At 64.1% G+C, this 24,074-nt stretch carries 23 protein-coding genes and 1 other RNA gene; 10 read left to right on the top strand and 14 right to left on the bottom strand.

Going from position 1 to position 24,074, the window contains the following annotated elements; translation table 11 throughout:
* Positions 1-44 precede the first annotated feature (44 nt).
* Positions 45-1,058 carry a small ribosomal subunit biogenesis GTPase RsgA gene (rsgA, locus tag ACNKU3_RS15290; protein WP_418260377.1) on the top strand — a complete coding sequence of 338 codons (1,014 nt, stop codon included), beginning with the start codon at positions 45-47 and terminating at the stop codon, positions 1,056-1,058.
* Between the two features lie 401 nt (positions 1,059-1,459).
* Here the strand turns inward: rsgA and asd are convergent, their stop codons facing one another.
* Positions 1,460-2,266: an archaetidylserine decarboxylase gene (gene asd, locus ACNKU3_RS15285; protein WP_418260376.1), complete on the bottom strand. Its 807-nt coding sequence runs from the start codon at positions 2,264-2,266 to the stop codon at positions 1,460-1,462.
* A gap of 81 nt (positions 2,267-2,347) precedes the next feature.
* On the opposite strand from asd, the gene ACNKU3_RS15280 reads away from it, so the two are divergent.
* Complete coding sequence (locus ACNKU3_RS15280) at positions 2,348-3,313, top strand: hypothetical protein (protein ID WP_418260375.1); 966 nt, start codon at positions 2,348-2,350, stop codon at positions 3,311-3,313.
* Here ACNKU3_RS15280 and ACNKU3_RS15275 read toward each other — a convergent pair.
* On the bottom strand, positions 3,310-4,752 hold the full coding sequence (locus tag ACNKU3_RS15275; protein WP_418260373.1) for a PhoH family protein: 1,443 nt from the start codon (positions 4,750-4,752) through the stop codon (positions 3,310-3,312). The two genes, ACNKU3_RS15280 and ACNKU3_RS15275, sit on opposite strands and share 4 nt — an antisense overlap.
* A 476-nt stretch (positions 4,753-5,228) precedes the next feature.
* On the opposite strand from ACNKU3_RS15275, the gene ACNKU3_RS15270 reads away from it, so the two are divergent.
* Positions 5,229-7,241: a ribonuclease R family protein gene (locus ACNKU3_RS15270; protein ID WP_418260372.1), complete on the top strand. Its 2,013-nt coding sequence runs from the start codon at positions 5,229-5,231 to the stop codon at positions 7,239-7,241.
* A 13-nt stretch (positions 7,242-7,254) separates the two neighbouring features.
* On the opposite strand, the gene ACNKU3_RS15265 is transcribed toward ACNKU3_RS15270, so the two are convergent.
* From ACNKU3_RS15265 to ACNKU3_RS15235, 7 genes are all read right to left on the bottom strand, one after another.
* A complete protein-coding gene (locus ACNKU3_RS15265; RefSeq protein ID WP_418260371.1) occupies positions 7,255-7,530 on the bottom strand; it encodes a hypothetical protein in 276 nt (91 codons plus the stop codon).
* 198 nt (positions 7,531-7,728) lie between these two features.
* A complete protein-coding gene (locus ACNKU3_RS15260; RefSeq protein WP_418260370.1) occupies positions 7,729-8,925 on the bottom strand; it encodes a class I SAM-dependent rRNA methyltransferase in 1,197 nt (398 codons plus the stop codon).
* A gap of 45 nt (positions 8,926-8,970) precedes the next feature.
* Entirely contained in the window at positions 8,971-9,363 is a 393-nt protein-coding gene (gene gcvH / locus ACNKU3_RS15255) for a glycine cleavage system protein GcvH (protein WP_418260369.1), read from the bottom strand.
* Positions 9,364-9,461: 98 nt separating this feature from the next.
* Positions 9,462-10,679: a UbiH/UbiF/VisC/COQ6 family ubiquinone biosynthesis hydroxylase gene (locus ACNKU3_RS15250; protein ID WP_418260367.1), complete on the bottom strand. Its 1,218-nt coding sequence runs from the start codon at positions 10,677-10,679 to the stop codon at positions 9,462-9,464.
* Between the two features lies 1 nt (position 10,680).
* The gene (ubiH, locus tag ACNKU3_RS15245) at positions 10,681-11,913 is read right to left on the bottom strand and encodes a 2-octaprenyl-6-methoxyphenyl hydroxylase (RefSeq protein ID WP_418260366.1); all 1,233 of its coding nucleotides are present in this window, start codon (positions 11,911-11,913) and stop codon (positions 10,681-10,683) included.
* The gene (gene pepP, locus ACNKU3_RS15240; protein WP_418260557.1) at positions 11,910-13,226 is read right to left on the bottom strand and encodes a Xaa-Pro aminopeptidase; all 1,317 of its coding nucleotides are present in this window, start codon (positions 13,224-13,226) and stop codon (positions 11,910-11,912) included. The genes ubiH and pepP overlap by 4 nt, the downstream gene beginning before the upstream one ends.
* A gap of 44 nt (positions 13,227-13,270) precedes the next feature.
* On the bottom strand, positions 13,271-13,846 hold the full coding sequence (locus ACNKU3_RS15235; protein WP_418260365.1) for a UPF0149 family protein: 576 nt from the start codon (positions 13,844-13,846) through the stop codon (positions 13,271-13,273).
* A 158-nt stretch (positions 13,847-14,004) separates the two neighbouring features.
* Here ACNKU3_RS15235 and ACNKU3_RS15230 point away from each other — a divergent pair, with 158 nt between their 5' ends.
* From ACNKU3_RS15230 to ACNKU3_RS15215, 4 genes are all read left to right on the top strand, one after another.
* Positions 14,005-14,205, top strand: coding sequence for a TIGR02449 family protein (locus tag ACNKU3_RS15230; protein WP_418260364.1), 201 nt, complete (start codon positions 14,005-14,007; stop codon positions 14,203-14,205).
* Positions 14,206-14,210: 5 nt separating this feature from the next.
* Positions 14,211-14,528 carry a cell division protein ZapA gene (locus tag ACNKU3_RS15225; protein WP_418260363.1) on the top strand — a complete coding sequence of 106 codons (318 nt, stop codon included), beginning with the start codon at positions 14,211-14,213 and terminating at the stop codon, positions 14,526-14,528.
* Positions 14,529-14,590: 62 nt separating this feature from the next.
* Positions 14,591-14,772, top strand: a non-coding RNA gene (gene ssrS, locus ACNKU3_RS15220) — 6S RNA.
* 137 nt (positions 14,773-14,909) lie between these two features.
* Positions 14,910-15,482 carry a 5-formyltetrahydrofolate cyclo-ligase gene (locus ACNKU3_RS15215; RefSeq protein WP_418260362.1) on the top strand — a complete coding sequence of 191 codons (573 nt, stop codon included), beginning with the start codon at positions 14,910-14,912 and terminating at the stop codon, positions 15,480-15,482.
* Positions 15,483-15,513: 31 nt separating this feature from the next.
* Here the strand turns inward: ACNKU3_RS15215 and ACNKU3_RS15210 are convergent, their stop codons facing one another.
* On the bottom strand, positions 15,514-15,660 hold the full coding sequence (locus ACNKU3_RS15210; RefSeq protein ID WP_418260361.1) for a hypothetical protein: 147 nt from the start codon (positions 15,658-15,660) through the stop codon (positions 15,514-15,516).
* A 238-nt stretch (positions 15,661-15,898) separates the two neighbouring features.
* Complete coding sequence (ilvA, locus tag ACNKU3_RS15205; protein WP_418260360.1) at positions 15,899-17,428, bottom strand: threonine ammonia-lyase, biosynthetic; 1,530 nt, start codon at positions 17,426-17,428, stop codon at positions 15,899-15,901.
* Positions 17,429-17,883: 455 nt separating this feature from the next.
* On the opposite strand from ilvA, the gene rpiA reads away from it, so the two are divergent.
* A complete protein-coding gene (gene rpiA / locus ACNKU3_RS15200; protein WP_418260359.1) occupies positions 17,884-18,558 on the top strand; it encodes a ribose-5-phosphate isomerase RpiA in 675 nt (224 codons plus the stop codon).
* A 3-nt stretch (positions 18,559-18,561) separates the two neighbouring features.
* Here rpiA and ACNKU3_RS15195 read toward each other — a convergent pair whose 3' ends face one another.
* Entirely contained in the window at positions 18,562-19,287 is a 726-nt protein-coding gene (locus ACNKU3_RS15195) for an acyltransferase (protein ID WP_418260358.1), read from the bottom strand.
* Between the two features lie 109 nt (positions 19,288-19,396).
* On the opposite strand from ACNKU3_RS15195, the gene trmB reads away from it, so the two are divergent.
* Together trmB and cysE are read left to right on the top strand one after the other, a co-directional pair.
* Entirely contained in the window at positions 19,397-20,068 is a 672-nt protein-coding gene (trmB, locus tag ACNKU3_RS15190) for a tRNA (guanine(46)-N(7))-methyltransferase TrmB (protein ID WP_418260357.1), read from the top strand.
* Positions 20,069-20,101: 33 nt separating this feature from the next.
* The gene (gene cysE / locus ACNKU3_RS15185; RefSeq protein ID WP_418260356.1) at positions 20,102-20,929 is read left to right on the top strand and encodes a serine O-acetyltransferase; all 828 of its coding nucleotides are present in this window, start codon (positions 20,102-20,104) and stop codon (positions 20,927-20,929) included.
* 314 nt (positions 20,930-21,243) lie between these two features.
* On the opposite strand, the gene hemE is transcribed toward cysE, so the two are convergent.
* Both hemE and ACNKU3_RS15175 read right to left on the bottom strand, forming a co-directional pair.
* A complete protein-coding gene (gene hemE / locus ACNKU3_RS15180) occupies positions 21,244-22,314 on the bottom strand; it encodes a uroporphyrinogen decarboxylase (RefSeq protein ID WP_418260355.1) in 1,071 nt (356 codons plus the stop codon).
* A 327-nt stretch (positions 22,315-22,641) separates the two neighbouring features.
* Entirely contained in the window at positions 22,642-24,063 is a 1,422-nt protein-coding gene (locus tag ACNKU3_RS15175) for an FAD-dependent oxidoreductase (RefSeq protein ID WP_418260354.1), read from the bottom strand.
* Positions 24,064-24,074 lie beyond the last annotated feature (11 nt).

Here is a 24,074-nt window from a genome sequence, read left to right as displayed (position 1 = left end):
AAATTGCCTCGACAGGCCTAAGCCGCCCGCCAATAATGCAGGGTATGTCAAAACGCAAACTCAGTCGGCAGCAGGCCTGGCGGGTCGAGAAAATCCAGGAAGAGCGGGCCCGCCGCGCCGCCAGGCGCGACGAGCAGGCCGCGGACGCGCTGCAAAACGGCGAGCTGGGGCCCGAGCAGGAGGGCCTGGTTATCGCCCACTACGGCACCCAGTTGGAGATCGGCGCCCCTGGTGGCGCGGTCCGTCGCTGCCACCTGCGCGCCAACCTCGAGGGCCTGGTCACCGGCGACCGGGTGGTCTGGCGCGACGGCGAACCCACCGGGGTGGTGGTGGCGCAACTGGAGCGCAGCAGCGAGCTCACCCGCCCGGACCCCTATGGCAAACTGAAGGCCGTGGCGGCCAATATCGACCAGATCCTGGTGGTGATCGCACCCCACCCGGAACCCCACGCCAACCTGATCGACCGCTACCTGGTCGCCGCGGAGCGGGTGGGCATCGAGCCGGTGCTGGTGGTCAACAAGGCGGACCTGCTGGACGCAGACCCGGCACTCGCGGCAAAGCTGGCGGCGCTGGTGGCCATTTACCCCCGGCTTGGCTACCGGGTCCTGCACACCTCGGCCAAGGCCGGGGGACTGGCTGAACTGGAAGCGACACTGCATTCACGCACCAGCGTCTTTGTCGGCCAGTCGGGCGTCGGCAAATCCTCCCTGGTGAACTCCCTGCTGCCCGATGTGGACCTGCGGGTCGGGGAGCTGTCGGCGCAGTCACTCAAAGGCACCCACACGACAACCACCGCGCAATTGTTCCAGCTCGACTGCGGCGGGCGCCTGATCGACTCCCCCGGCATTCGCGAATTCGGCCTATGGCACATGACCCGGGAAGAGGTTGAATCCGGCTTTCGCGAGTTCCGCCCGCTGGCCGGCAGCTGCAAGTTCCGCGACTGCCGCCACGAACAGGAACCGGGCTGCGCTATCCTGGCCGCGGCGGAATCCGGCGAGATCACACCGGCGCGGCTGGACAGCTACCGGCACATGGTGGCGAGTCTGGAGGAGCGTTAGCGCCATGTGATGGGTTGCTACCCGATTCCGAGCTGGCTACAGAACTATGGTTTTGCGGGTCCTGGAGCACCGAATCCGGCACGGCCACGAGGGTATCCCCCCCGAAAACCGCAAAAGCGCCATCCATGGCCTCACACATTTTCGTGGGGATACCCTCGCGTCCATGCCTCACTCTATAAGACGATCCAATTTCAGCGCCACTTTCAGGAAGTCAAATCTCGGGAGGTGGCAGTGAGAGAGGTCTGGAAATTGGTCCAGCCCTCCCCGGGGCGTCCGAGGACATGGATATCCGAGGCCGAGCCTGCACATTGATGTGCGCTTTTTGGCGGTCCCGGGGAGGGCTGGACCAATTTCCGGACCGACACCAGTGCACCAATTCAGAAAAGCCGCTCGCCTGGCAGCTAAACCAGCGCCTGCCCCATCCGCAAAACCGCCCCCGGCGCGCAGGCCTCGCCAAACTCCACCGCCCCCTTCGGGAACAGCAGGATCACCGTGGACCCCAGCTTGAAACGTCCCATTTCCTCGCCCTTGGCCAGGCGCACGGCGTCGGCCAGTTTGCGGTAATCCACGCTCTGCACCGCGGTGGGCGGCGGCGCCACCTGGCCCGCCCAGACCGTTTCGATGCCGGCGACGATCATCGCCCCCACCAGCACCATCGCCATTGGCCCCAGCGGCGTGTCGAAATAGCAGACCAGGCGTTCGTTGCGGGCGAACAGGTTGTCCACCCCCTCGGCGGTAACCCCATTGACCGAGAACAGGTCCCCCGGGATATAGGTCGTGGCCACCAGTTCCCCGTCCACCGGCATGTGCACCCGGTGGTAATCCCGCGGCGAGAGGTAGATGGTGGCGAAACTGCCATCGGCGAAGTCCGCCGCGCGCTCCGGGTCACCGCCGAGCAACTCGATGGCACTGAAATAGTGGCCCTTGGCCTGCAGCATGCGCCCGTTGAGGATTTCTCCGCTCTGGCTCACCGCACCGTCCGCCGGGCTGACCAGGGGAGCGTCGTCGATCGGCCGCGCACCCTCGCGCAGGGCCCGGGTAAAGAACGCATTGAAATTCGCATAGCGGCGGTGATCGGGCTCGACAGCCTGGTCCATATCGACCCGGTAATGCCCCACAAACCAGCCGATAAACCACTCGACGAGCCCCCGCGGATGTTCGAGCTCCGCAAGCCAGCCGGTGAGCCGGGACAGGAGGTGTTGTGGCAAAATGTGCTGTATAAGGATAAATAGTGTATTCATGGGGATGTAGTTTACTGAGTGCTGCGCCCAAGGGAATGCTTCTGACCAATGAATTTGCGAACCCTGCCTTTTCTGGTCCTCCTGCTCGCGCCGCCCTGGGCTGTCGCGGAAGAGCAGGCGCCGGGGACCACAAGCGCGGATGCGGGCGACGATTCCTGGCTGGACAATAGCCAGGAAGCCATGTCCAACCGCACCCAGGCGCTCACCGAGTGGCTGGACGGATTCTTCGGCGATCCCAACTTTGACGTGGAACGCGCCGAGTCCTACCTGCGCCTGCAGTTGATCGACAAGTGGGATGAGGACGACGGCAACGACACCAAGGTTCGCCTGCGGGGCAAGGTCGAGCTGCCGAAACTCTCCCGGCGGCTGGCGGTGGTGTTCGCCGGGGATGACGACGACGATTCCATCGACGGCGAGGGCGGGGACGACAGCTTCGGCCTGCAGTGGCAGATCGACCACGGCGGCAATTCGCGTTTCGACGCTACCCTCGCCTGGGGCGGGGGCGATGTGAGGCCGGGGCTGCGCTTCCGCAACCAGGGCCCGGTCACCGAAGACACCAGTTACCGCTGGATCCAGCGCCTGGAATACGACCGGGATGAGAACCTGTTTACCACCGGCCTGGTGGACCTCAACCAAAGCCTCAGCGACACCAAACTGCTGCGCTGGTCGAACAGGGTGATGTATGGCGAGGAAACCGACGGCGTGGAATGGCGCACCCGGCTGTCACTGCGCCAGGTATGGAACCCGGAGGCGAAACGCCCGGTGGCGATCAACTATTACGCGTCGATCAACGGCATCACGCAGCCCGACCAGCGGGTAAAGAACTACCGTCTCGGTTTACAGTGGCGCCGCCGTGTCTACCGGGACTTTCTCTACCTGACCCTGGAACCGGCCTGGAACTACCGCCAGCGCCAGCCGGATGAGGAGCGCGCGGGGGCCTGGAGCTTTGCCGCGCGCCTGGAAATCGACCTGCACCAGAAATCCCGGGACAGGTCGAAACAGCGGAAGGACTAGAGGTTCTCCTCCGCGAAGGCCGCCAGCCGCGAGCGCACGATGCCGTTCACGTGCATGATGCCGGCGTGGGTGTAGTTCTTGCTCTTCTCCACCAGGTAGGTCAGGCCCGAGGTCAGCGGGCTGATGTACTTGTTGTCGATCTGGGCGAGGTTGCCCAGCACCACGATCTTGGAATCCGCCCCGACCCGGCTGATGACCGACTTGAGCTGGAACTGGGTGAGGCCCTGGCTCTCGTCGATGATGATATAGGCGTTGTTGAACGAACGGCCGCGCATGAAGTTCAGCGACTTGAACTGGATGTTGGCGCGCTCTTTCACGTAGTCGATACTGCCGTGGCAGGACTCGTCGGTTCCGTGGAGGATCTCCAGGTTGTCGTCGAAAGCCGCCAGCCAGGGCGCCATTTTCTCCTCCTCGGTACCCGGCAGGAAGCCGATATCCTCGGCGATGGGCGGCGTGGAGCGCGCCACGATCAGCTTTGAGTACTTCTTCTGCTCGAGGATCGCATGCAGGCCGTAGGCCAGCGCCAGCAGGGTCTTGCCCGAGCCGGCGGGGCCGGTGAGGACGGTCATGTCGACATCCTCGTCGTCCAGCAGGGCCATCGCCATGGCCTGCTCCAGGTTGCGCGGCGCCAGGCCCCAGAAACGGCGGTTCATCAGGCTGTCGCGGCTGTCGCAACGCAGGTACACATAGTCCGCATCGACCCGTTTCACGAAGGCCATGAAATCCTGGTCGTCGTGCAGGAACTGGTTGGGATAGGCATTGGGCAGTGAGCTGCGCGGTACCCGGTGCAGGGTGCAATCGCCCTCGCGCAGGGTATCCACCTCGTCGATGGTCGACCAGAAATCCCCCTCGATATGCTCATAGCCCTTGGCCAGCAGGTCGATATCGTCCAGCACCCGGTCGCGGCGATAGTCCTCGACATGCACCAGGCCGGACCCCTTGGCCTTGATCCGCATGTTGATGTCCTTGGTCACCAGGCAGATGAAGCTGTTCGGGTTCTCCGCCTGCAGGCGCAGCGCCACATTGATGATGCGGTTGTCATTGGCCTGGTCCGTGGTGCCATCGAGGAAGGGCACGTCGGAGTTATCCCCCAGCAACTGGTCCGGGAATATCGCCAGGGTCCCCATCCCCAGCCCTTCCAGGTCCGACCCCGGCACCTCGACCCCCTCCTGAATCTGCTGCGGGGTGGCGGCATCGACCACTTTATCGATCATCTGGATGGCGATACGGGCCTCCCGGCTGACGGTCTTGTCGCGCCGGTCCTTGATGTGGTCCAGTTCCTCGAGCACCGTCATGGGAATGACGACATGGTGTTGCTTGAATGCAGTGACCGCCATCGGGTCGTGAAGCAGTACGTTGGTGTCCAGAACGTAGGTTTTCCGGACCACGGTTTTCAGGGTTGCGGATTTTTCGATGCGCAGGGCCGAGCCTGAATCCATAGGGTATTCCTCACAGGTATCACTTTTTTGGTCTCGAAGGTGAATGCCGGAAGGCGCGGGGCAAAGCGGCCCCGTCCCCACTCCCGGTGGCAGTGGAACTGGAAACTCCTTGCTTGGGGCCGGCTTCTGTGTCCGGCCAGGTGTGGGTATGGCTTGGGAAGGGAATTCAGGGGGTGTCTGGACCGTGCGAGGGGGCAGAGCGGTGGAGGCTCAGCGGCAGCGCATGTGCACTTTTGAGGTGACGCCTGCGGCCTTTTCGTCATACAGGGGCCTGCGCCAATAGCTCTTTCAAATCATTTACCCGACGTGTTCCAGAGCGCATCTACGGCTTCATTATTAAAGCCGCCTCGGGGCGCTGTCAATGCCGGCGGCCATTCATGGGCAGCATTGCCGCTAACGTGCGCCGCTCACTGACAGGGCCCGCAATATAGGCTAGGATAGCGGGCTCAAATTTGTCACAGTAATAACTTCATTTCATGCTCAATCAGGACTCCCTCGCGCAGCTGAAGGGCCTCAAGTCCCAGATGGAGGCGGAAAAAGAGCGCACCGAGGCCGTCATCAAGGGCACTCAGGCACGCTACGGCTTCGCCGTCCTGGACGACGGACGGGAAATCTTCATCCCCCCGGACGAAATGCTCAAGGCTTTCCCCGATGACCGGGTCAAGGTCTGCATTCGGCCGGCCAAGGACAACCGGGTCATTGCCGACATCGAAAAGCTGGTGGACAGCCCGCTGGCTGACTTTACCGGGCGCTGTGTGCGCAAGGGCAAGGCCCTGTTTGTCGAACCCGACCTGCCCCAGTTGCGCCGCTGGCTGTTTATTCCGCCCCACGCCCGCAACGGCGTAAAGGAAGGCGATTACGTGCGCGCCGGCATCCTGCGCCACCCGATTCGCGACGGCAAGCCGCAGGCGAAGATCCTCAGCGTTATCGGCAGTGACGATACGCCCGGAATCGAAAATGCTTACTGCATGGCGAAATACCGCCTTCCCGCCGAGTGGAGCAGCGCCAGCCGCAAGGACCTGGAAAAGCGCCTGGCCGAGTGCCAGCCGTTGGCCGACGAACGCCGCCAGGATCTCACCGACCTGGAATTCATTTCCATCGACGCGGCCAAGACCCAGGACATCGACGACGCCCTGTACGCGCAGGTCGCCGAGGACGGCTGGACGCTGTTTGTCGCCATTGCCGATCCCACCGCCTATATCACCCCCGACTCGAGCCTGTTCGAGGACGTGACCGCGCGGGGCGCCACCGTGTATTTCCACGGCGACATCCTGCCGATGCTGCCGGAGGAACTGTCCCAGGAGACCTGCGCCCTGTCCGAGGGCGTCGACCGCCCGGCCCTGGTGTGCCGGATCTCGGTCAAGGATGACGGCTCTCTGGGTGATTTCGAATTCTGCGAGGCCACTATCCGCTCCCGCGCCAAGCTGTCCTACTTCGCGGTGGACCGCTACCTCAGCGGGCAGGCTGACGAACTGATGATGCACGCCTCCCCACTGGAGGCCCTGTACCAGGTGTACCGCGCCCTGCGCGCAAATCGCGAGAATCACCACCTGGTGATGGAGGACCGGCGCGAGTACCGCTGGCTGCTCGACGACAACAAGCGTATCGAGAACATCGAACCCTACGAAAAGCTGCAGTCCCAGAAACTGGTGGAAGAGTGCATGATCGCCACCAACCGCTGCGCGGCGAGCTTTCTCCGCCAGCGCGAGGCCACCGGGCCCTATGTGGTCCACGCCGGCTTCCGCGCAGATCGCAAGGAAGAGCTGCAGCACTTCCTGGAACTGCACGCCCCCGCGCTGCTGGAAAAGGACCCCGCCGAGGTCGAGGGTTACGGCGACATCATGCGCGGCCTCGCGGCGCCCGAGCACGACCTGCCCCTGCGCGGCATGGTCAACCGCCTGCTCACCCGCGCGGAAATTTCCGACGCCCCGGGCCCGCACATGGGCATGGCGCTACCCTGCTATACCAATTGCACCTCGCCCCTGCGCAAGAGCCTGGACTTCCTGGTACACCTGCAGCTCAAGCGCCTGCTACGCGGCGAGCCCGCGAGCGGTACCGGGAACGCGTCGCTGGAACAGCTGAAAGAACGTATCGGCAACGCGCGCTCCGCCACCCAGGAAGCTGAACGCTGGCTGGCCGGACGCTACCTCGAACGCCTGGCGGCAGGCGACAACGCGGTGTTCCGGGGCCGGGTCAGCCACGTTACCAGCAGCGGCTTCAATGTCCGCCTCGAGGAAACCGGCCTGGAAGGATTCGTGGACCTGCGCAAGGACCCGGAAAAATTCAGTTACGACAAGTGGACGGCGAGCCTGACCAGCACCACCCGCCGCTTCCAGCTCGACCAGGTGGTCGACCTGGCCTTCGAGGGCCTCGATCGGGAAAACACCTACCAGGCAAACTTCGCCTTGCAAGCGGGTTGCGGCCTGAAGCCGCCCAAGGCGAAAAAGCCGGCGGCGGAAGAGGGAGAGGAAAGCGGGGAAGCCGGGTAAGTCGCGGCGGTACTCAGTGGAGGCGTTGTGAGCCGCGCGGGTAAGTCTCGCCGGCGGACTTGAGTTCGCCCACCGCGGCCTCACGCCCCAGGCGCGCGACCACCTGGCTCACCAGCTCGATCATTTCCTGTACCCCCAGCGCGCGCAGGTAGGCGCCCATTTCCTGGGGAGAGTCCGGCAGGAGGTTGTCATCCACCAGGCGCAGCGTCTCAATGATCGCCCGTTCTTCCGACGAATACTCGGAGCCCTGATCAAAAATCAGCTTGGTGAACGTATCTACTACAGCCATCTCACTCACCTCGCAGGTGGTGGCGGCCGTTTTTGCGGGTCGCATCTGGCTACCTCTGGCGTCACGCACTTGCGTTGCTGCACGCCACGTTTTTATGGGTTGAGCCGTTTAGTATCGCTCAACTTCGCCGAGCCTTTGGTTAAATATTAGGCAATTTTTCACAGTTTGCCCAATCCACTGGTCGATTTCCGGACTTTTTTACCCGGAAATGCGCCGTGCAAAGATGCTCTTGAGGTATTCCGTCTCCGGGATGGCCGGATGGATGGGGTGGTCGGGGCCCTGGCAGCCCTGCTCGACCACCTGCAGCCGGCAACCGGCGCGCACACCGGCCTGCTGCAGCAGAACGAGCATGTCCGGCCTGCTCAGGTGCATGGAGCAGGAGCCGGCGACCAGCAGGCCATTGGGCTGTAACAGGTGCAGCCCCAGTTCGAACAGTTTCCGGTAGGCGGCCTGGCCTTTCTTGAGATCCTTGCGCCGCTGGATAAAGGCCGGCGGGTCGAGTATCACCACGTCGAAACGCCGGCCCTCGGCGCGCATCGCCTGCAGGGTATCGGTGGCGGTGCCGCGGCGGACTTCCACAACCTGTGCCAGCCCGTTGAGCGCGGCGTTAGCCATGACCCCCTCCAGCGCCGCGGCGGAGCTGTCCACCGCACAGACACTGCTGGCGCCGAACGCCGCGGCCTGGATACCCCAGCCGCCGATGTAGCTGTAAACATCGAGCACGGCCTTCCCCGCCACCCAGGGCGCCAGGCGTGCGCGCCCCATGCGATGATCGTAAAACCAGCCGGTCTTCTGGCCCTGGTGTACCGGGGCGAGGAAGCGGACGCCGTTCTCCTCCAGTTCCACCGCTTCTGGCACCTCGCCGAAGATCACCTCGGCGCCGCCGGCCAGGCCGCTATCGCGGCGCTCGCGGCTGTCACTGCGCAGCAGGATTCCCGCCGGCTGCACCAGCTCTACCAGCGCCTCCACCAGGGCCTGCCGGTAGTGTTCCGCGCCGGCGTTGTTGAGCTGCACGACGAGATAATCGCCAAAACGGTCGACAACCATACCCGGCAGGCCGTCGCTGTCGCCGTAGACCAGCCGGTACCAGGGCCCGGGGAAGGCCAGTTCCCGCCCGGCGAGGGCGGTGGCAAGCCGCTCCCGGCACAGGCTCGCATCGAGGAGGCGAAACTCCCCGGGGGCGTAGAGCCGCGCGCAAATCAGGGAGTGCGGGTCCATATAGGCACTGCCGAGAGAGTCCCCCTGGGCATTGCGGACGTCGACCGCGTCCCCCGGCGCGAACCCGGCGAGCGGGCTCCTGGCGCTGTCGATCTCGTTGGAGTAGATCCACAGGTGGCCGCCGCGCAGGCGCCGGTCAGCCCCCGGACGCAGGAACAGTTCGGCGATAGCAGTCATTGTTTTCCCGTGAAATTCGCGGTACGAGTGGAAAAGCGAGGAGGACTAGTCGTCCTCGTCGCAGGCTTCATTGTATTCGTCCGCGCTCAGCAGTTCGTCCAGCTCAGTGGTATCACTGGGCTGCAGCTTGAAAAACCAGCCATCGTTGTAGGGATCGGCGTTGACCGTCTCCGGTTCGTCTTCAAGTGCTTCGTTGACGGCGATTACTTCACCGCTCACCGGTGCGTAGATATCCGACGCGGCCTTGACCGATTCCACCACTCCGGCCTCGTCGCCAGCGGACAGGGTATTGCCGATCTCGGGCAGCTCGACAAAGACCACGTCGCCCAGCGCGTCCTGGGCGTGGTCGGTAATGCCGACAGTTACTGTGCCATCCTCTTCGAGGCGGGCCCATTCGTGGCTCCTGGCGTATTTCAGTTCACTGGGCGTCTGGCTCATTTGCTGTCCTCTGGCGGCAATGCCCGGAATCCGGGGCGGGTGCGGTTGACCGGGTCATTCTAACTGTCGATAGATGAAAAACAATACGGCGCGCGGACTCAGCTGATACCCATGGCGTGGCGCATCAACTGGCGCTTCAGCGGAGCTACGCCACCCACGCCGCGCATGCCGGCGTTGCGCAGCCAGCGCAGCGGCAGGGATTGCTGCTCGAACAGGCGCTTGAAGCCTTCCATGGCCCCCATCATCAGCAGGTTCTCGCCCTTGCGCTGGCGCTGGTAGCGGGCCAGCACCTCGAGCTGTCCGGGCGACAGGCCCCGGGCTGCGGCGCTGCGGACCTCGCCGGCCAGGGCCGCCACATCCGCCAGGCCGAGATTGATGCCCTGGCCAGCCAGCGGGTGAATGGTATGCGCAGCATCGCCCACCAGGGCGACACCGGGCTGGATATAGTCCCGGGCGTGGCGCTGGCGCAGGGGGAAGCTGGCGCGCGGCCCCACCGCCAGCACCTGGCCGAGGCAGGCCTCGGAGGCACGGGTCAGTTCGGCGCAGAAGTCGGCATCGCTGCAGCCCACCAGCGGTTCCGCCAGGGGGGAATCCAGCGACCACACGATCGAACTGAAATGGGTCTCCCGGGTGCCCGGCAGGGGCAGGAAGGCCAGCGGTCCGCTGGGCAGGAAACGCTGCCAGGCGGTATCCGCATGGGGTCGCTCGGTCTGGATGGTGGCGACGATGGCGGCGTGGCCGTAGTCCCACTCGCGGGTGCTGAAGGCGCAGAGCTCGCGCACCCGGGAAAGCGCACCGTCGGCGCCGACAAGCAGTGAAGTGCGCAGCTGGTCCCCGCTGTCGAGGCTCAGCAGCATGTCGCCGTCGGCCTGCCGCTCACAGGCTTGCAGCCGGCTGGTGCTCAACTGGCGGATGGCCGGGGACGCATCGAGCACCGCCAGCAGGCTGTCCACGACGACGCGATTCTCGACGATATGCCCCAACACCGGCGCCTGCAGTTCTGCACAGTCAAACTCGATCCGGCCAGTGCCCTCGGCATCCCACACGGCCATGTGGCGGTAGGCGCAGTGGCGATAGGCCTCCACCAGCGGCCACGCCCCCAGTTCCTCCAGCAGGCGCACCGATGCCGGGGTCAGCGCACTGACCCGCTGGTCGAACGCGCCCAGCTCCAGTTCCACGGGCAGGTCGATGCGCTGCAGGGGGCGGGCCTCCACCAGCGCCACCTCCAGACCGCCCCGGGCCAGGGCAATGGCGAGGGCACTGCCGGCGATACCGGCACCGATGACCACCGCGTCATAGCGGGAAGTAGCGGGCATATTATTCTCCCAGCGCCGCCACACCGGCGGTGTGGCGCACGAATTCGCGCTTCAGTGCCGGCAGGATATCCAGGCCGGCGAGGGACAGGTCGCGGGTCAACCCGAGCAGGGGGCCGGGGTGGCTGAACAGGCCCGGCAGGCTGTCGCTGAAGGCGATGGTGCGCCGCTGGTCACCGCGCTGGCGTCGCTCGTAGCGCTCCAGGACCGCCAGGTCACCGCAGGACTCGCCCTGCTCCAGCGCTTCGGCGAGTGTATCCGCCAGGACCGCCACCGCCCGCAGGGCCAGGTTGAAGCCCTGTCCGGCCACCGGGTGCAGCGCATGGGCGGCATTGCCCATGACCACCACACCGCTGCGTACCTGCTCCGCCGACTGCACCAGTGACAGGGGGTAGTGCGCCCGCTCGCCGACCTGCTGCAGGCGGCCGAGGCGGTAACCGAAGGCCTCCTGCAACTCGCCCAGGAATTCCGCCTGCGCACAGTCGCGCAGCCGGCTGCCGCGTTCGGGGTCCACCGTCCAGACCAGCGCACTGCGGTGCGGCGCGCCGCTGACACCGGGCAGCGGCAACAGGGCCAGCGGGCCATTGGCGGTGAAGCGCTCGAAGGCCCGGCCGCCGTGCGGCTGGGCATGGGCCACGTTCCCCACCAGCGCCTGCTGGCCGTAACTCTTCTCATGCGCACTGAAACCGAGCCGCTGACGCAGGCCGGAGCCCGCACCATCGGCGACGACCAGCAAACGGGTCTCCAGGGACTCCGGCCCTTCGCCCGAAAGCGCGAGTTTTTGCCCCGCCGGGATCACGCGCGCGGTTTCCACGGTAGCCGGGCTCAGGATTTCCACTTCGCTGGCGCGCAGGGCGGACGCCAGGCAGCGCCCCAGCCAGGGATTTTCAACCACATAGCCGAGCGCCGGCCAGCCGTAATCCGCAGCGCGCAGCAGGGCACTGCCGAAGCGGCCGCGATTGGACACGTGGATGGTTTCGATCGGGCAGGCATGCCGGGCGATAGCGTCCCAGAGCCCCAGTGCCACAAAGATGGACTGGCTGGAGTAGCTCAGTGCCGTCGACCGGGCATCGAAAGAGGGGTGATAGGCCGACTGTTGCGCGCTGTCCGTGGGCAGGGGAAAACCCTCAACCAGGGTGATGCGTCGCTCACCCGGCAATTGCCGGGCTAGCCGCAGCGCCAGGCTGATACCCACCATGCCCCCGCCGGCGATGACGATATCGCGCATCTCGCTCATCCGCCGGCCATCAGGGTTTCAATATCATCCGGCCGACGCGGCGCCCCTTCGGTAAGCAGTTCGTAACCACCGGGAGTCACCACCACGTCATCCTCGATGCGGATGCCGATGCCGCGCCACTTGCGCGCTACCGACGTGTTGTCCGCCGCCACGTATATGCCCGGTTCAACCGTCAATACCATCCCCGGTTCCAGCATCCGCCATTCCCCACCGACCCGGTAATCACCCACGTCGTGCACGTCGAGGCCCAGCCAGTGCCCGACCCGGTGCATGTAGAATTCCCGGTAGGCCCCGGACTCGATCGCGGCTTCTGGATCGCCTTCGAGCAGGCCCAGTGCACACAGCCCCTCGGTCAGCACCCGCACGCTGGCGTCGTGTGGCTGGTTCCAGTGGTTCCCGGGACGGATCTCGGCACAGGCGGCCTGGTGGGCGGCCAGCACCAGGTCGTAGAGCTGTCGCTGTTCCGGGCTGAAGCGCCCGTTCACCGGGAAGGTGCGGGTGACGTCCGCGGCGTAGTACTCGAATTCACAGCCGGCGTCGATCAGCACCAGGTCGCCATCGCGCAGCCGGTCGCGGTTCTCCACGTAGTGCAGGGTGCAGGCATTGCGACCGCCGCCGACGATGCTCTGGTAGGCGGGAAAGCGCGCGCCGCCACGGGTGAACTGGTAGTGCATCTCGCCCTCCAGCTGGTATTCGGGCAGACCCGGCTCGCAGGCCTGCATGACCCGGCGATGGGCGGCGGCGGTAATCTCGCCGGCCCGGCGCATCAGGCGCAGTTCGGCGGCGCTCTTGATCAGGCGCATGTCGTGCAACATGTGGTCGAGGTCGGTAAATTCGCCCGGCGGCACGGCGCCGCTGGACTCCTTGCTGCGAATGCTGTTTACCCAGTCCATGATGCGGCGGTCAAAACCGGCGCTGCGGCCCATGGAGTAGTAGACCCGCTCCCTGCCCTCGATCAGGCCGGGAAGAATCTCGTCGATATCGCTGACCGGGAAGGCATCGTCAGCACCGAAATGCTCGCAGGCCCCCTCGGGACCGGCGCGCCGCCCGTGCCACAACTCCTGTGCCGGGTCGCGCTCGCGGCAGAACATCACGAACTCCCCGTGGTCGCGGCCCGGCACCAGCACCAGCACCGACTCGGGTTCGACAAAACCGCACAGGTAGTAGAAATCACTGTCCTGGCGGAAGGGGTGCTCGGTATCGCGGGAGCGCTGCGTTTCCCGGGCCGAGGGAACGATGGCAATACTGTTGGGTTCCATCATGTCCATCAGGCGCCGGCGGCGACGGGTGAATTCACTGGCGGAAATCCGCAGCTTGCTCCCCGCGGGGGGAGTGGACTCGATGCGCAGGGTGGCCATCAGTGCAGGGAGGGCTTGCCGTTGCTGGCCGGGGCCGAAACGCGACTGTCCATGTAGATATTGAGGGCGCCGAAGCGCAGGTATTCCACCAGTTCGTGGTAACTGTCCTCCGCCTCATCGTCGTCGTCAGCCTCGCCGACACAGGCCTCGGCGATAGCCGCGAAGTCGCCCAGGATCTCGCCGCTGTCCTTGCGCAGCTCGGCCTGGTTGACCTGGGCGAAACCGTTGATGAAGCCGCGAACCCAGTCCGCCAGCGCCCCCGTGCGCTCGCCGATTTCAGCCTCGTCGTCGGGCAGCAGGGGATGAAAGTCGAATTCCTCGTCCTCCAGCGCCGCCGAGGAGACCTCGTACAGCCCCATCACCAGGCCGGCCAGTTCGCCGTAGAGATCGAAGGACATGGCCTGGCCCAGCAGGGCCAGGCCGGCCTCCGGTTCCGCCGGCGCGCCCGCCGCCAGCAGGCCGCAGAGGCAGCCGTGGATTCCCGATGGGCTGGCATCGATTCCCTGCTCCAGCAGGTAGCCGGCGACCTCGTCGAAGTCAAAGGGGGTTTCGGAGTAATCTGTCAGTTCAATCATCGCTCGTGCGGCGTGCGTTGGAACGCGCCGGTACCTGTTTTGGCCCTGTTGCAGAAAAACCCGGCAGGCTGTTGATTTTCATTGATTTTGTTTCGTTGACCTTGCCTGATAGCGCCCTTATAGTAAAACTCCTGTCAAGCTAAGACCAGTACAACCCGATGGCCGACAAGCAAGTAAAGGCGCTGGAGCAGAAGATCGACGAATTGATCAGCCTGTGCCAGTTGCTGAACAGGGAAAACAAGTCGCTCAAGGCCCAGGTTGCCAGCTGGCAACAGGAACGCCAGGAGTTAATCGACAAAAACGAAATGGCCCGTTCCAAGGTAGAGGCCATGATCACCCGCCTGCGCACCATGGAGTAATCCCCGTGCCCCCGACCAATACCGTCACGGTCAAGATCCTGGACAAGGAATACCAGGTCGCCTGCCCCGAAGAGCAGGAGGCCGAACTGATCGTGTCCGCCAAATACCTCGACAAGCAGATGCGCAGCATCCGCGATTCCGGCAAGGTGATCGGCCTCGAGCGCATTGCCGTCATGGCGGCACTCAACATCAGCTACGAGTTACTGCAGGCCTCGGACCAGAGCGCCGCCGCCCAGGCCCCGCCAGACAGCGGCGAAATGGAAAAACTCAACCGCAAACTGGACGATGCGCTGTACCAGCTGCGGCAACTGGAAATCGGCTGAACCCAATTCTCGCGGAAAAATCAAGGGCGAAGGGCTCTTGCGCTTGCGCTATACTGCTTCCCGGATCCCTGGCGTATGCGCCAGGCAGACAGTCCTCGAGCCGATAAATGTAATACCGGGGGTGTCTCGCCGCTGTTGGTGTGCAGGTCCGGCCAATGACCGGAAAGCCTGAAACAGTGCAGGTGCCCCCTCCTTGAACCGTCGGGTTCAAGGGCAGCGCTGCCAGCGGTACGCCGGGAATCTCTTACCAAACAACTCAGCAGTAAACCCGGGGCGAAAACACTCCTGTGGAACTTCCGATTGCGATGCCTGCCATGACCCACGCCAGGACTCTGCTCCCCGCGCCGGCCGTTTCCAGGCCCGTGATTCGCGATTCACTGCATGCCTGAAAACACCGACAAACTTCGCCTGCGCAACGAACTGCGCCAGCGGCGCCGGGCGCTGACGCCCGAGCAGCGCGGTGTCGCGGCGGCCAATCTGCCTGCCCACGCCTGCAGCATTCCCGACTGGAGCGCCTACCAGAGTTTTGCCGGGTACATTGCGGCGGACGCGGAAATCGATCCCGCACCGCTGCTCGGGCAACTGGCCGACGCTGGCAAGCAGGTCTACCTGCCGGTCATTGAAGCGGACAACCACCTTAGCTTCGCCCCCTGGAGTCCCGGAGATTCGCTGCTTACCAATCGATTCGGCATACCGGAACCGCTGCCGAACCGGCCGCGTATCCCCGCCGGTGACGTCGAGGTCATCCTGCTGCCACTGGTCGGCTGGGACCGGCACGGAGGCCGCTTGGGAATGGGGGGTGGTTTTTACGACCGCAGCCTGGCGGGTTCGTCCACCCTGAAAATCGGGCTCGGCTACGCCTGCCAGGAAGTAGCGTTATTACCGCGGGAACCGTGGGATGTTGTGATGGATTTTATCGCGACAGAAACTGCCCTGCATAATTGCAGGAGGTAGACTGCGGGTAGCGGCGCGCAGCCGCACCCGCTTACTCTTCGATGATGACGCCTGCCTGCAGTTCGGATGCCGGAGCGGCAACAGTCTCGTTGGCAGCCATGGGGAGCATCAGGCTGATAACCAGCCCAAAGCCAAATACCGCCATCAATACAAGCATCAAGTCGGGTTTACGGTCCACGCTGGATTACACTCTCTCTATCACGTCCAAAGGTTTGGCACTTCTGTGAGATGCCTTCACCGCTATTATTTCAGCCATTTAAGCTGGCGCTGTTCAGCGTTTTTTGAGTTGTGCCAGGAAAATGACCAAGCGGCAACTTTTGGCATTATTTCACAAGTAATTACGCTGTCCAGACTTCATAGTGAAAAAGTCGATTTTTTTTCGGGAATATTTTTTCACCTGGACGTCGCAGCGGACATCAGTCCACGCGACGCCCGAGATACAGCTGGTAAGCAAGATTATCGGACTCGTCCCAGTTGCGATAGCCAATGGTATCCAGCACCGCTTCGAACTCCCGCCGCTCCGCCGGAGCGACCTGCACCCCGATCAGGATCCGGCCAAAGGCGGAACCGTGATTGCGGTAGTGGAACATGGAAATATTCCAGCGCTGGCCGAGACCTGCGAGAAACTTCGCCAGGGTTCCCGGGCGTTCAGGAAACTCGACGCGATAGACCCGTTCGTGCTCCAGGCTGGTCGGCGCATGCCCGCCCACCATGTAGCGCACGTGCAGCTTGGCCACCTCGTTGTCGGACAGGTTGACCGCCTCATAGCCTTTTTCGGCAAGGTGCTCGAGCAGGCCGGCGAGGTCCTTGCCGCCGGGAACCACGGACAGCCCCACAAACACCTGTGCCGACCCCGGGTCCGCATAGCGGTAGTTGAATTCGGTGATGTTGCGGCGTCCCAGGGCGCCGCAGAAACTGCGAAAACTGCCGCGTTTTTCCGGAATGGTTACCGAGAGCACGGCCTCGCGCTGCTCGCCGATTTCCGTGCGCTCCGAGATATAGCGCAGGCGGTCAAAGTTGGTATTGGCACCACTGACGATGGCCAGCAGGTCCTGGCCGCTGACCCCCTCGCGCTCCACGTAGGTCTTCAGCCCGGCCAGCGCCAGGGCCCCGGCTGGTTCGGCGATGCTGCGGGTGTCCTCGAAGATATCCTTGATCGCCGCGCACATCTCGTCGGTGCTGGCAGTGATGACTTCATCCACCGTCTCGCGAATAACCCGGAACGGCTCTTTGCCGATCTGGGCGACTGCGCACCCCTCCGCGAAAATACCCACTTCCGGCAGCTTGTCGCGGCGCTGGCGCTCCATGGCCAGCTTCAGGCAGGCGGCGTCCTCCGGCTCCACGCCGACAATGCGGGTCTCGGGCCAGACATAGCGGATGTAGGCGGCGACACCGGCGAGCAGGCCACCGCCGCCCACCGGCACAAAAATGGCGTCCAGGGGTTTTTGCAGTTGCCGCACAATCTCCATGGCAACGGTACCCTGCCCGGCAATCACATCGGGATCATCGAAGGGGTGGACATACACCAGCCCCTGCGTGTCGACCAGTTCCTGGGCCTTGTCCGCGGCTTCCTCGAAGGAGTCGCCGTGCAGCACCACCTTGGCGCCGCGATTGCGCACCGCGTCGACCTTGATAATGGGTGTAGTGCGTGGCATCACGATGGTGGCTTTTACCCCCATGCGGCTGGCGGCCATCGCCAGGCCCTGGGCATGGTTGCCCGCGGAGGCCGCTACCACGCCACACTGCCGCTCCGCTTCGCTGAGCTGCTGCATCTTGTTATAGGCGCCGCGCAACTTGAAGGAGAACACCGGCTGCAGGTCTTCGCGCTTGAACCAGACGTTGTTCCCGAGTCGCCGGGACATCAGCTCGGCGCGATCCACCGGGGTTTCCCTGGCGACATCGTAGACCCGGGCATCGAGGATGCGTTTTATATAGGACTGAGGCATTTCCACCACCAGTGGGCAACAAAGCGGCAATCTTAAAGCACGAGCGCGAGAATACCAGCCCCAACGGGGGTTATCCTTCCAGGAGTCTGGGCTTGGGAGCGAATTACGATACGGCGGCAACCGGCGCACTGAATCCGAGCCTCACCGCCAGACCCCCGCCACGGCTCGAGAGCGCTTTTTACTCACCGTGGCGGGGGTCTGGCGGTGAGGCTCTCGCCACGAGCAAGACTTGAATACGTGCAGCGCGTTCGAAGTTACCACCGGGACGAGCGCTCACAGGCGAATGCCCCCGGCGGTGAGTAAAAAGCGCCCTCGAGCCGCCGGGGGCATTCGCCTGTGGGTGCGTATTCGGAGCACCACTACGCCAGTCCCGTCTGTCCCCCAGATTCCAGCTCGCGGGCACTTGCCCGGCCCGGCTATAATGGCGCCCCCTGACTCCCGCCGAGACCACGCCCATGACCCAGGACGAACTGAAACAGGCCGTTGCCGAAGCAGCACTGGCTTATATACGGCCGCACCTCGAGAACGACACCGTGCTGGGCATCGGCACCGGCTCCACCGCCAACCGCTTTATCGACTGCCTGGCGGATATCAAGGGCATGATCGGCGCCACGGTAGCCAGTTCCGAGGCCTCGGCGGAGCGCCTGAAAGGTCACGGCATCCCGGTACTCGACCTCAACGCCGTGGACCGCGTGGATTTTTATATCGACGGGGCCGACGAAAGTAACCGTGCGCTGCAGCTGATCAAGGGCGGCGGCGGTGCGCTGACACGGGAAAAAATTGTCGCGGCTGTCGCCGACAAATTCATCTGTATTGCCGATGAATCGAAACTGGTAAACACCCTCGGCGCGTTTCCCCTGCCGGTGGAGGTGATTCCGATGGCCCGCGGCCACGTCGCCCGCGAACTGGTCAAGCTGGGCGGCGACCCGGTGTACCGCGAGGGTTTCGTTACCGACAACGGCAATATCATCCTCGACATCTACAACTACCCGATCCCGCAGGCGCTGGCCACCGAGGAAAAGATCAACGGCATTACCGGCGTCGTCACCAACGGCCTGTTTGCGCTGCGCCCGGCGGACGTCCTGCTACTGGGCACAGAGGAGGGGGTGCGGACGCTCTACCCGGAATAGGGGTCAGCGCCGGACACCCGCCGGGTAGACCAGCGACAGCAGCCAGCGCCACAGGCTGTTCCCCGCCAGGACATCCCGATCGACCTGGTCGAAGAAGCGCGCCAGCCCTTCGGGATCGGCGAAGTAATCCATGCGGGTGGTAAAGCCCTGCTCCGGATCCAGCGACTTCACCACCTTTGCCGGGTTGCCGGCCACCACGACATTCGGCGGCACGTCGCGGGTAACCACCGCGCGCGCCGCCACCACCGAGTTCTCGCCGATAGTGACGCCCTTCAGTACTGTCGCGTGGTCCCCCAGCCAGACATTGCGGCCTATATGTACCGGCAGCACGCGTTCATCCCGCCGGGTGCGATCGTAGAGGGTATGCCAGTCGCTGTCGGTGACGTAGACGCCGTGGGCAAACATGGTGCCATCGCCAATCACGATCTCATCGCAGGCGCTGATCCGGCTGCCCGGGCTCAGCAGCACGCAATCGCCGATCTCCACCCGCCCCTGCCCCGGTTCGCGCCCCCAGACGCCTATTTCCACCGGGCTGTTGCGCTCCCCGATCGCCGTCAGGTTGCGGCCAATACGGATATTCGGCCCTGAGATACGCACGAACCAGGGTTTCATGACTGTGGCGTGGGGGCCCAGCGACTCGCACTCCGGGACCAGGAAATAACCGGTATACCAGTCGCGAAAACGCAGGTAGGCTTTTTTTACCCAGTAGGGGCGCAGATCCTCTCGCATCGAATTCCAGTTCCATTAGCATGCGGCCCTGCGGCCGTTTAATATATCGCGGCGCGAGCAGCCAGGCGGCCGTCGCGCGACCGCCCAACGTTACCGAAGGCGCGCGGAATTGCAAACCGACTCCCGACCTGTCACCAGCAACCAGGCATGGCTGCACCCGAAGCTGCCCGCCGTGGTGCAGCGCCACCTCGGCCACAACTGGCGCAAACCACTGGCCGCGCACAACCGGGAAGCCTTCGCGGCACTCGCTGCGCTGCAGCAGGACGACCCCAAGCGCCTGGTGCTGGATTCCTTCTGTGGCACCGGGCGCAGCACCGCCCTGCTGGCAGCCCGCCATCCGGACCACCGCATCGTCGGCATCGACCAATCCGCAGACCGGCTGTCGCGACACCTGCCGGATAACGCGGGGGACTACCTCCTGCTGCGGGCCCAGTGCGAGGATATCTGGCAACTGGTCCTCGAGCAGCACTGGCCGGTGGATTTTCACTACCTGCTCTACCCCAATCCCTGGCCCAAGTCCGCCCACCTGCAGCGGCGGATTCACGGCCACCCTGCCTTTGTCCTGCTGCCTGCACTGGGCGGGCGGATCGAGCTCCGCTCCAACTGGCAGATCTATGTCGAGGAATTCGGCCTGGCGATGCTGCTGGCCGGACGCAGGGGCCAGGTCGCGCAGCTGCTGCACCCCGAGGGCTTGACCCTGTTCGAACAGAAATACCAGCGCAGCGGCCACCCGCTGTGGCGCTACCGGAGCGGTACCACCGTGACGAATGCCACCGAATGAGCTACAGTCCACGCTCTGAAGCGAGGTACCGAAATGTCTAGCAAGCAACCCGATCCGGTGTGGGAACGCATCCGCGCGGAAACCGAACGGCACGCCCAGGAAGAACCGATCCTGGCGAGCTTCCTGCACGCTACGATCCTCAACCACAAGACCCTGGAGTGCGCGCTGAGCTTCCACCTGGCCAGCCAGCTCGACAGCCCCACCGTCACTTCACTGCTGCTGCGCGAAGTCATGCTGCAGGCGCTGGAAGACGACGCCGGCATTCGTGAGGCGGTGCGCGCCGACCTGCTCGCGGTCGAGGAGCGCGACTCCGCCTGCCACGAACTCTACATCCCTTTCCTTTACTTCAAGGGTTTCCACGCCCTGCAGAGCCACCGCATCGCCCACTGGCTGTGGACCCACGGCCGCGAATCGATGGGCCTGTTTTTCCAGAACCGCGTCTCGGTGCAGTTCGGTGTGGATATTCACCCCGCCGCCCGCATGGGCCGCGGTATCATGCTGGATCACGCTACCGGCCTGGTGGTCGGCGAGACCGCCGTGGTCGGCAACAATGTCTCCATCCTGCAATCGGTCACCCTCGGCGGCACCGGCAAGGAAACCGGCGACCGCCACCCCAAGATCGGCGACGGCGTACTGATCAGCGCGGGCGCGAAAATCCTCGGCAATATCCGCGTTGGCGAGGGCGCCAAGGTGGGTGCGGGCAGCGTGGTGCTGGAGGAGGTTCCGCCGCATACAACGGTTGCGGGCGTCCCGGCCAAGATCGTCGGCCGTCCTGCCTCGCAGTCCCCGGCCCTGGATATGGACCACGATTTCTGCTGCGATTCGGGCGAGAAAGCCCGGCGGGTGGAAGGACAGAACTGATCGTTAGCATCGTTGAGCCAGAAGCTCGACCATATTCGACCAATGAACAGGGTGGTGGCTCGAATCCGAGCTTGAACCTGCAAGGACTCCCACGGCTCGAGAGCGCTTTAACTCAGCGTGGGAGTCCTTGCAGGTTCAATCTCTCGCTCACGGCCAGATCCAGGCAATTTCAGCATCGTATCTGGCTTGGCTCCCAAGTCAGCACACACAGGCGCATGTCCCGTGCGTCGAGTCAAAACGCCTTCGAGTAAGCACGGGACATGCGCCTGTGTGTGCGGATTCCGTGCTCATACCAGACAACAGTCCTCGAGAAATCAGCCCGCTACATGATACTGGGGCGACAACTCCACCACCGCATCCACAAACGCAGTCACATGGTCGGGATTCACCCCCGGGGTGATGCCGTGGCCGAGATTGAAGACATGGCCGGTACCGTGACCGTAAGCCGCAAGAATCGTCGCGACTTCCTCGCGAATCCGCGCGGGAGAAGCAAACAGCATTGCCGGGTCCATGTTGCCCTGCAACGCCACCCGGTCGCCAACCAACTGGCGGGCCAGCCCGATATCCGTGGTCCAGTCGATGCCGACACCTGCGGCGCCGCACTCGGCGATGGCGCCCAGCCATTGGCCACCGCCCTTGGTGAACACTATCACCGGCACGTCGCGTGTCGTTTCATCGGCCTGCAGGCGGGTGACGATGCGCTGCATGTACTTCAGTGAGTACTCCTTGTACCCCCCGGCGGAAAGGCTGCCGCCCCAGGTATCAAAGATCTGCAGGGCCTGGGCGCCGGCGCGCACCTGGGCCGCCAGGTAATCGGCCACCGCATCCGCCAGCAGGGTCAGCAGGTTGTGCATCAGCTCTGGCTTGTCATAGGCCATGCCCTTGACCTGGGCAAAGTCCTTGGAGGAGCCGCCTTCGACCATGTAGGTCGCCAGGGTCCAGGGGCTGCCGGAGAAGCCGATCAGCGGTACCGCGCCGTTCAGTTCGGCGCGAATGGTGCGCACCGCATTCATCACGTAGTCGAGATCGTCATCGGCGCGAATACTGTTGAGCCCGGCGAGGTCGGCTTCGCTGCGCACGGTCTTGCGGAAGCGCGGGCCTTCGCCGGTCTCGAAATAGAGCCCCAGGCCCAGCGCGTCGGGAATCGTGAGAATGTCGGAAAACAGGATCGCGGCGTCCATCGGGTAGCGGCGCAGCGGCTGCATGGTCACCTCGCAGGCGAGTTCCGCGTTCTTGCACAGGTCGAGAAAGGATCCGGCCTGTTCCCGGGTGGCCCGGTACTCGGGCAGGTAGCGGCCGGCCTGGCGCATCATCCACACGGGGGTCCTGTCCACGGGCTGGCGTTTCAGCGCGCGGAGGAAGCGGTCGTTCTTGAGTTCGCTCACGGGGTCACCTGCTTGTCTAATCCGGGCGGCATTATGGCATTTTGTGTCGCCAGACTAAACGCTGGCGGCAAAAACCCGGGCAAGGAAAGGAAAGGGTATGTGGTCAGCGAACCGGGGTGCCACTGAATCGGGCTTCAACCGCAAACCCTGGCCTGCAGCGGAATTCCAGCTGAACCAGATGCTACTGGACGTTCGCACCGCACAAGCCAGCACAGGCGCATGTTCCGTGCGTCGAGTTAAAAGTCCTTCGAGTAAGCACGGGACATGCGCCTGTGCTGGCAGATCGAGGGCACACCCCGGGCGGCAACCTGCGGCGCCCTGAATCCGTCAGACCTGGAGGAAATCCAGAATGCCTTCGGCTGCCTGGCGCCCTTCCCAGATCGCGGTCACGACAAGGTCGGAACCGCGCACCATGTCGCCGCCGGCGAAGATCTTCGGGTTGCTGGTCTGGAACTTGAATTGTTGGTGCTCTGCAGCCACCACGCCCTTCCAGTCGTTGACGTCGACATTGACCTTCGCCAGCCACTCCGGCGGGCTCGGCTGGAAACCGAAGGCGATGATCACCGCATCCGCTTCCAGTACTTTCTCGCTGCCCGGGATGGGCTGGGGACGGCGGCGGCCATCGGCGTCGGGTTCGCCGAGTTCGGTCTCGACCACTTTGACGCCGCAGGCCTGGCCGAAGTATTCGACGACCTCGATCGGCTGCTGGTTGAACAGGAACTCGACGCCTTCCTCGCGCGCATTCTGCACTTCGCGGCGGGAGCCGGGCATGTTCTGCTCGTCGCGGCGATAGGCACAGATGACCTGCTCCGCCTGCTGGCGCACTGCGGTGCGCACGCAGTCCATGGCGGTGTCGCCGCCACCGAGCACGATAACGCGTTTGCCCTTCAGGTTGACGTACGCATCATCTGCCTGCTCGAAGCCGAGATTGTTGTTCACGTTGCCGATCAGGTAGGGCAGCGCTTCGTAGACACCCGGCAGGTGCTCGCCGGGGAAGCCGCCCTTCATGTAGGTGTAGGTGCCCATGCCCATGAACACGGCGTCGTAGTCGGCGAGCAGTTCGTCGATGCTGACGTCGGTGCCGATTTCGGTGTTGAGGCGGAACTCGATACCCATGCCCTCGAACACCTCGCGGCGGCGCACCATCACCTGCTTTTCCAGCTTGAACTCGGGAATACCGAAGGTCAGCAGGCCGCCGATCTCGGGGTAGCGATCATAGACCACGGCCTTGACGCCGTTGCGGGTCAGGATGTCGGCACAGCCCAGGCCGGCGGGGCCGGCACCGATGATGGCGACCCGCTTGCCGGTGTCGACGACGCCGGAAAGGTCCGGCCGCCAGCCCATGGCCAGCGCGGTATCGGTGATGTACTTCTCCGAGGAGCCGATGGTAACGGCGCCAAAACCGTCGTTGAGGGTACAGGCGCCCTCACACAGACGGTCCTGGGGACACACCCGGCCACAGACCTCCGGCAGGGTATTGGTCTGGTGGCTCAGTTCCGCGGCCTCGAACAGGTTGCCCTCGGCAACCAGCTTCAACCAGTTGGGGATGAAGTTGTGTACCGGGCATTTCCATTCGCAATAGGGATTGCCACACTCCAGGCAGCGGTGCGACTGCTCGGCAACCTGTTCACGGGTGAACGGGTTGTAGATTTCCACGTAGTCCCGCTTGCGTTCATCCAGCGCCTTCTTGTCCGGATCGCTGCGGCCGACGTCGATGAACTGGAACGAATTCGACAGACGATTACTCATAAAAGCTTCTC

This window comes from Haliea sp. E17 (assembly GCF_048323675.1).
Classification (GTDB): domain Bacteria; phylum Pseudomonadota; class Gammaproteobacteria; order Pseudomonadales; family Halieaceae; genus Mangrovimicrobium.
The sequence above is the reverse complement of the archived record's forward strand: the minus strand, read 5'-3'. Positions and strand labels throughout refer to the sequence as shown.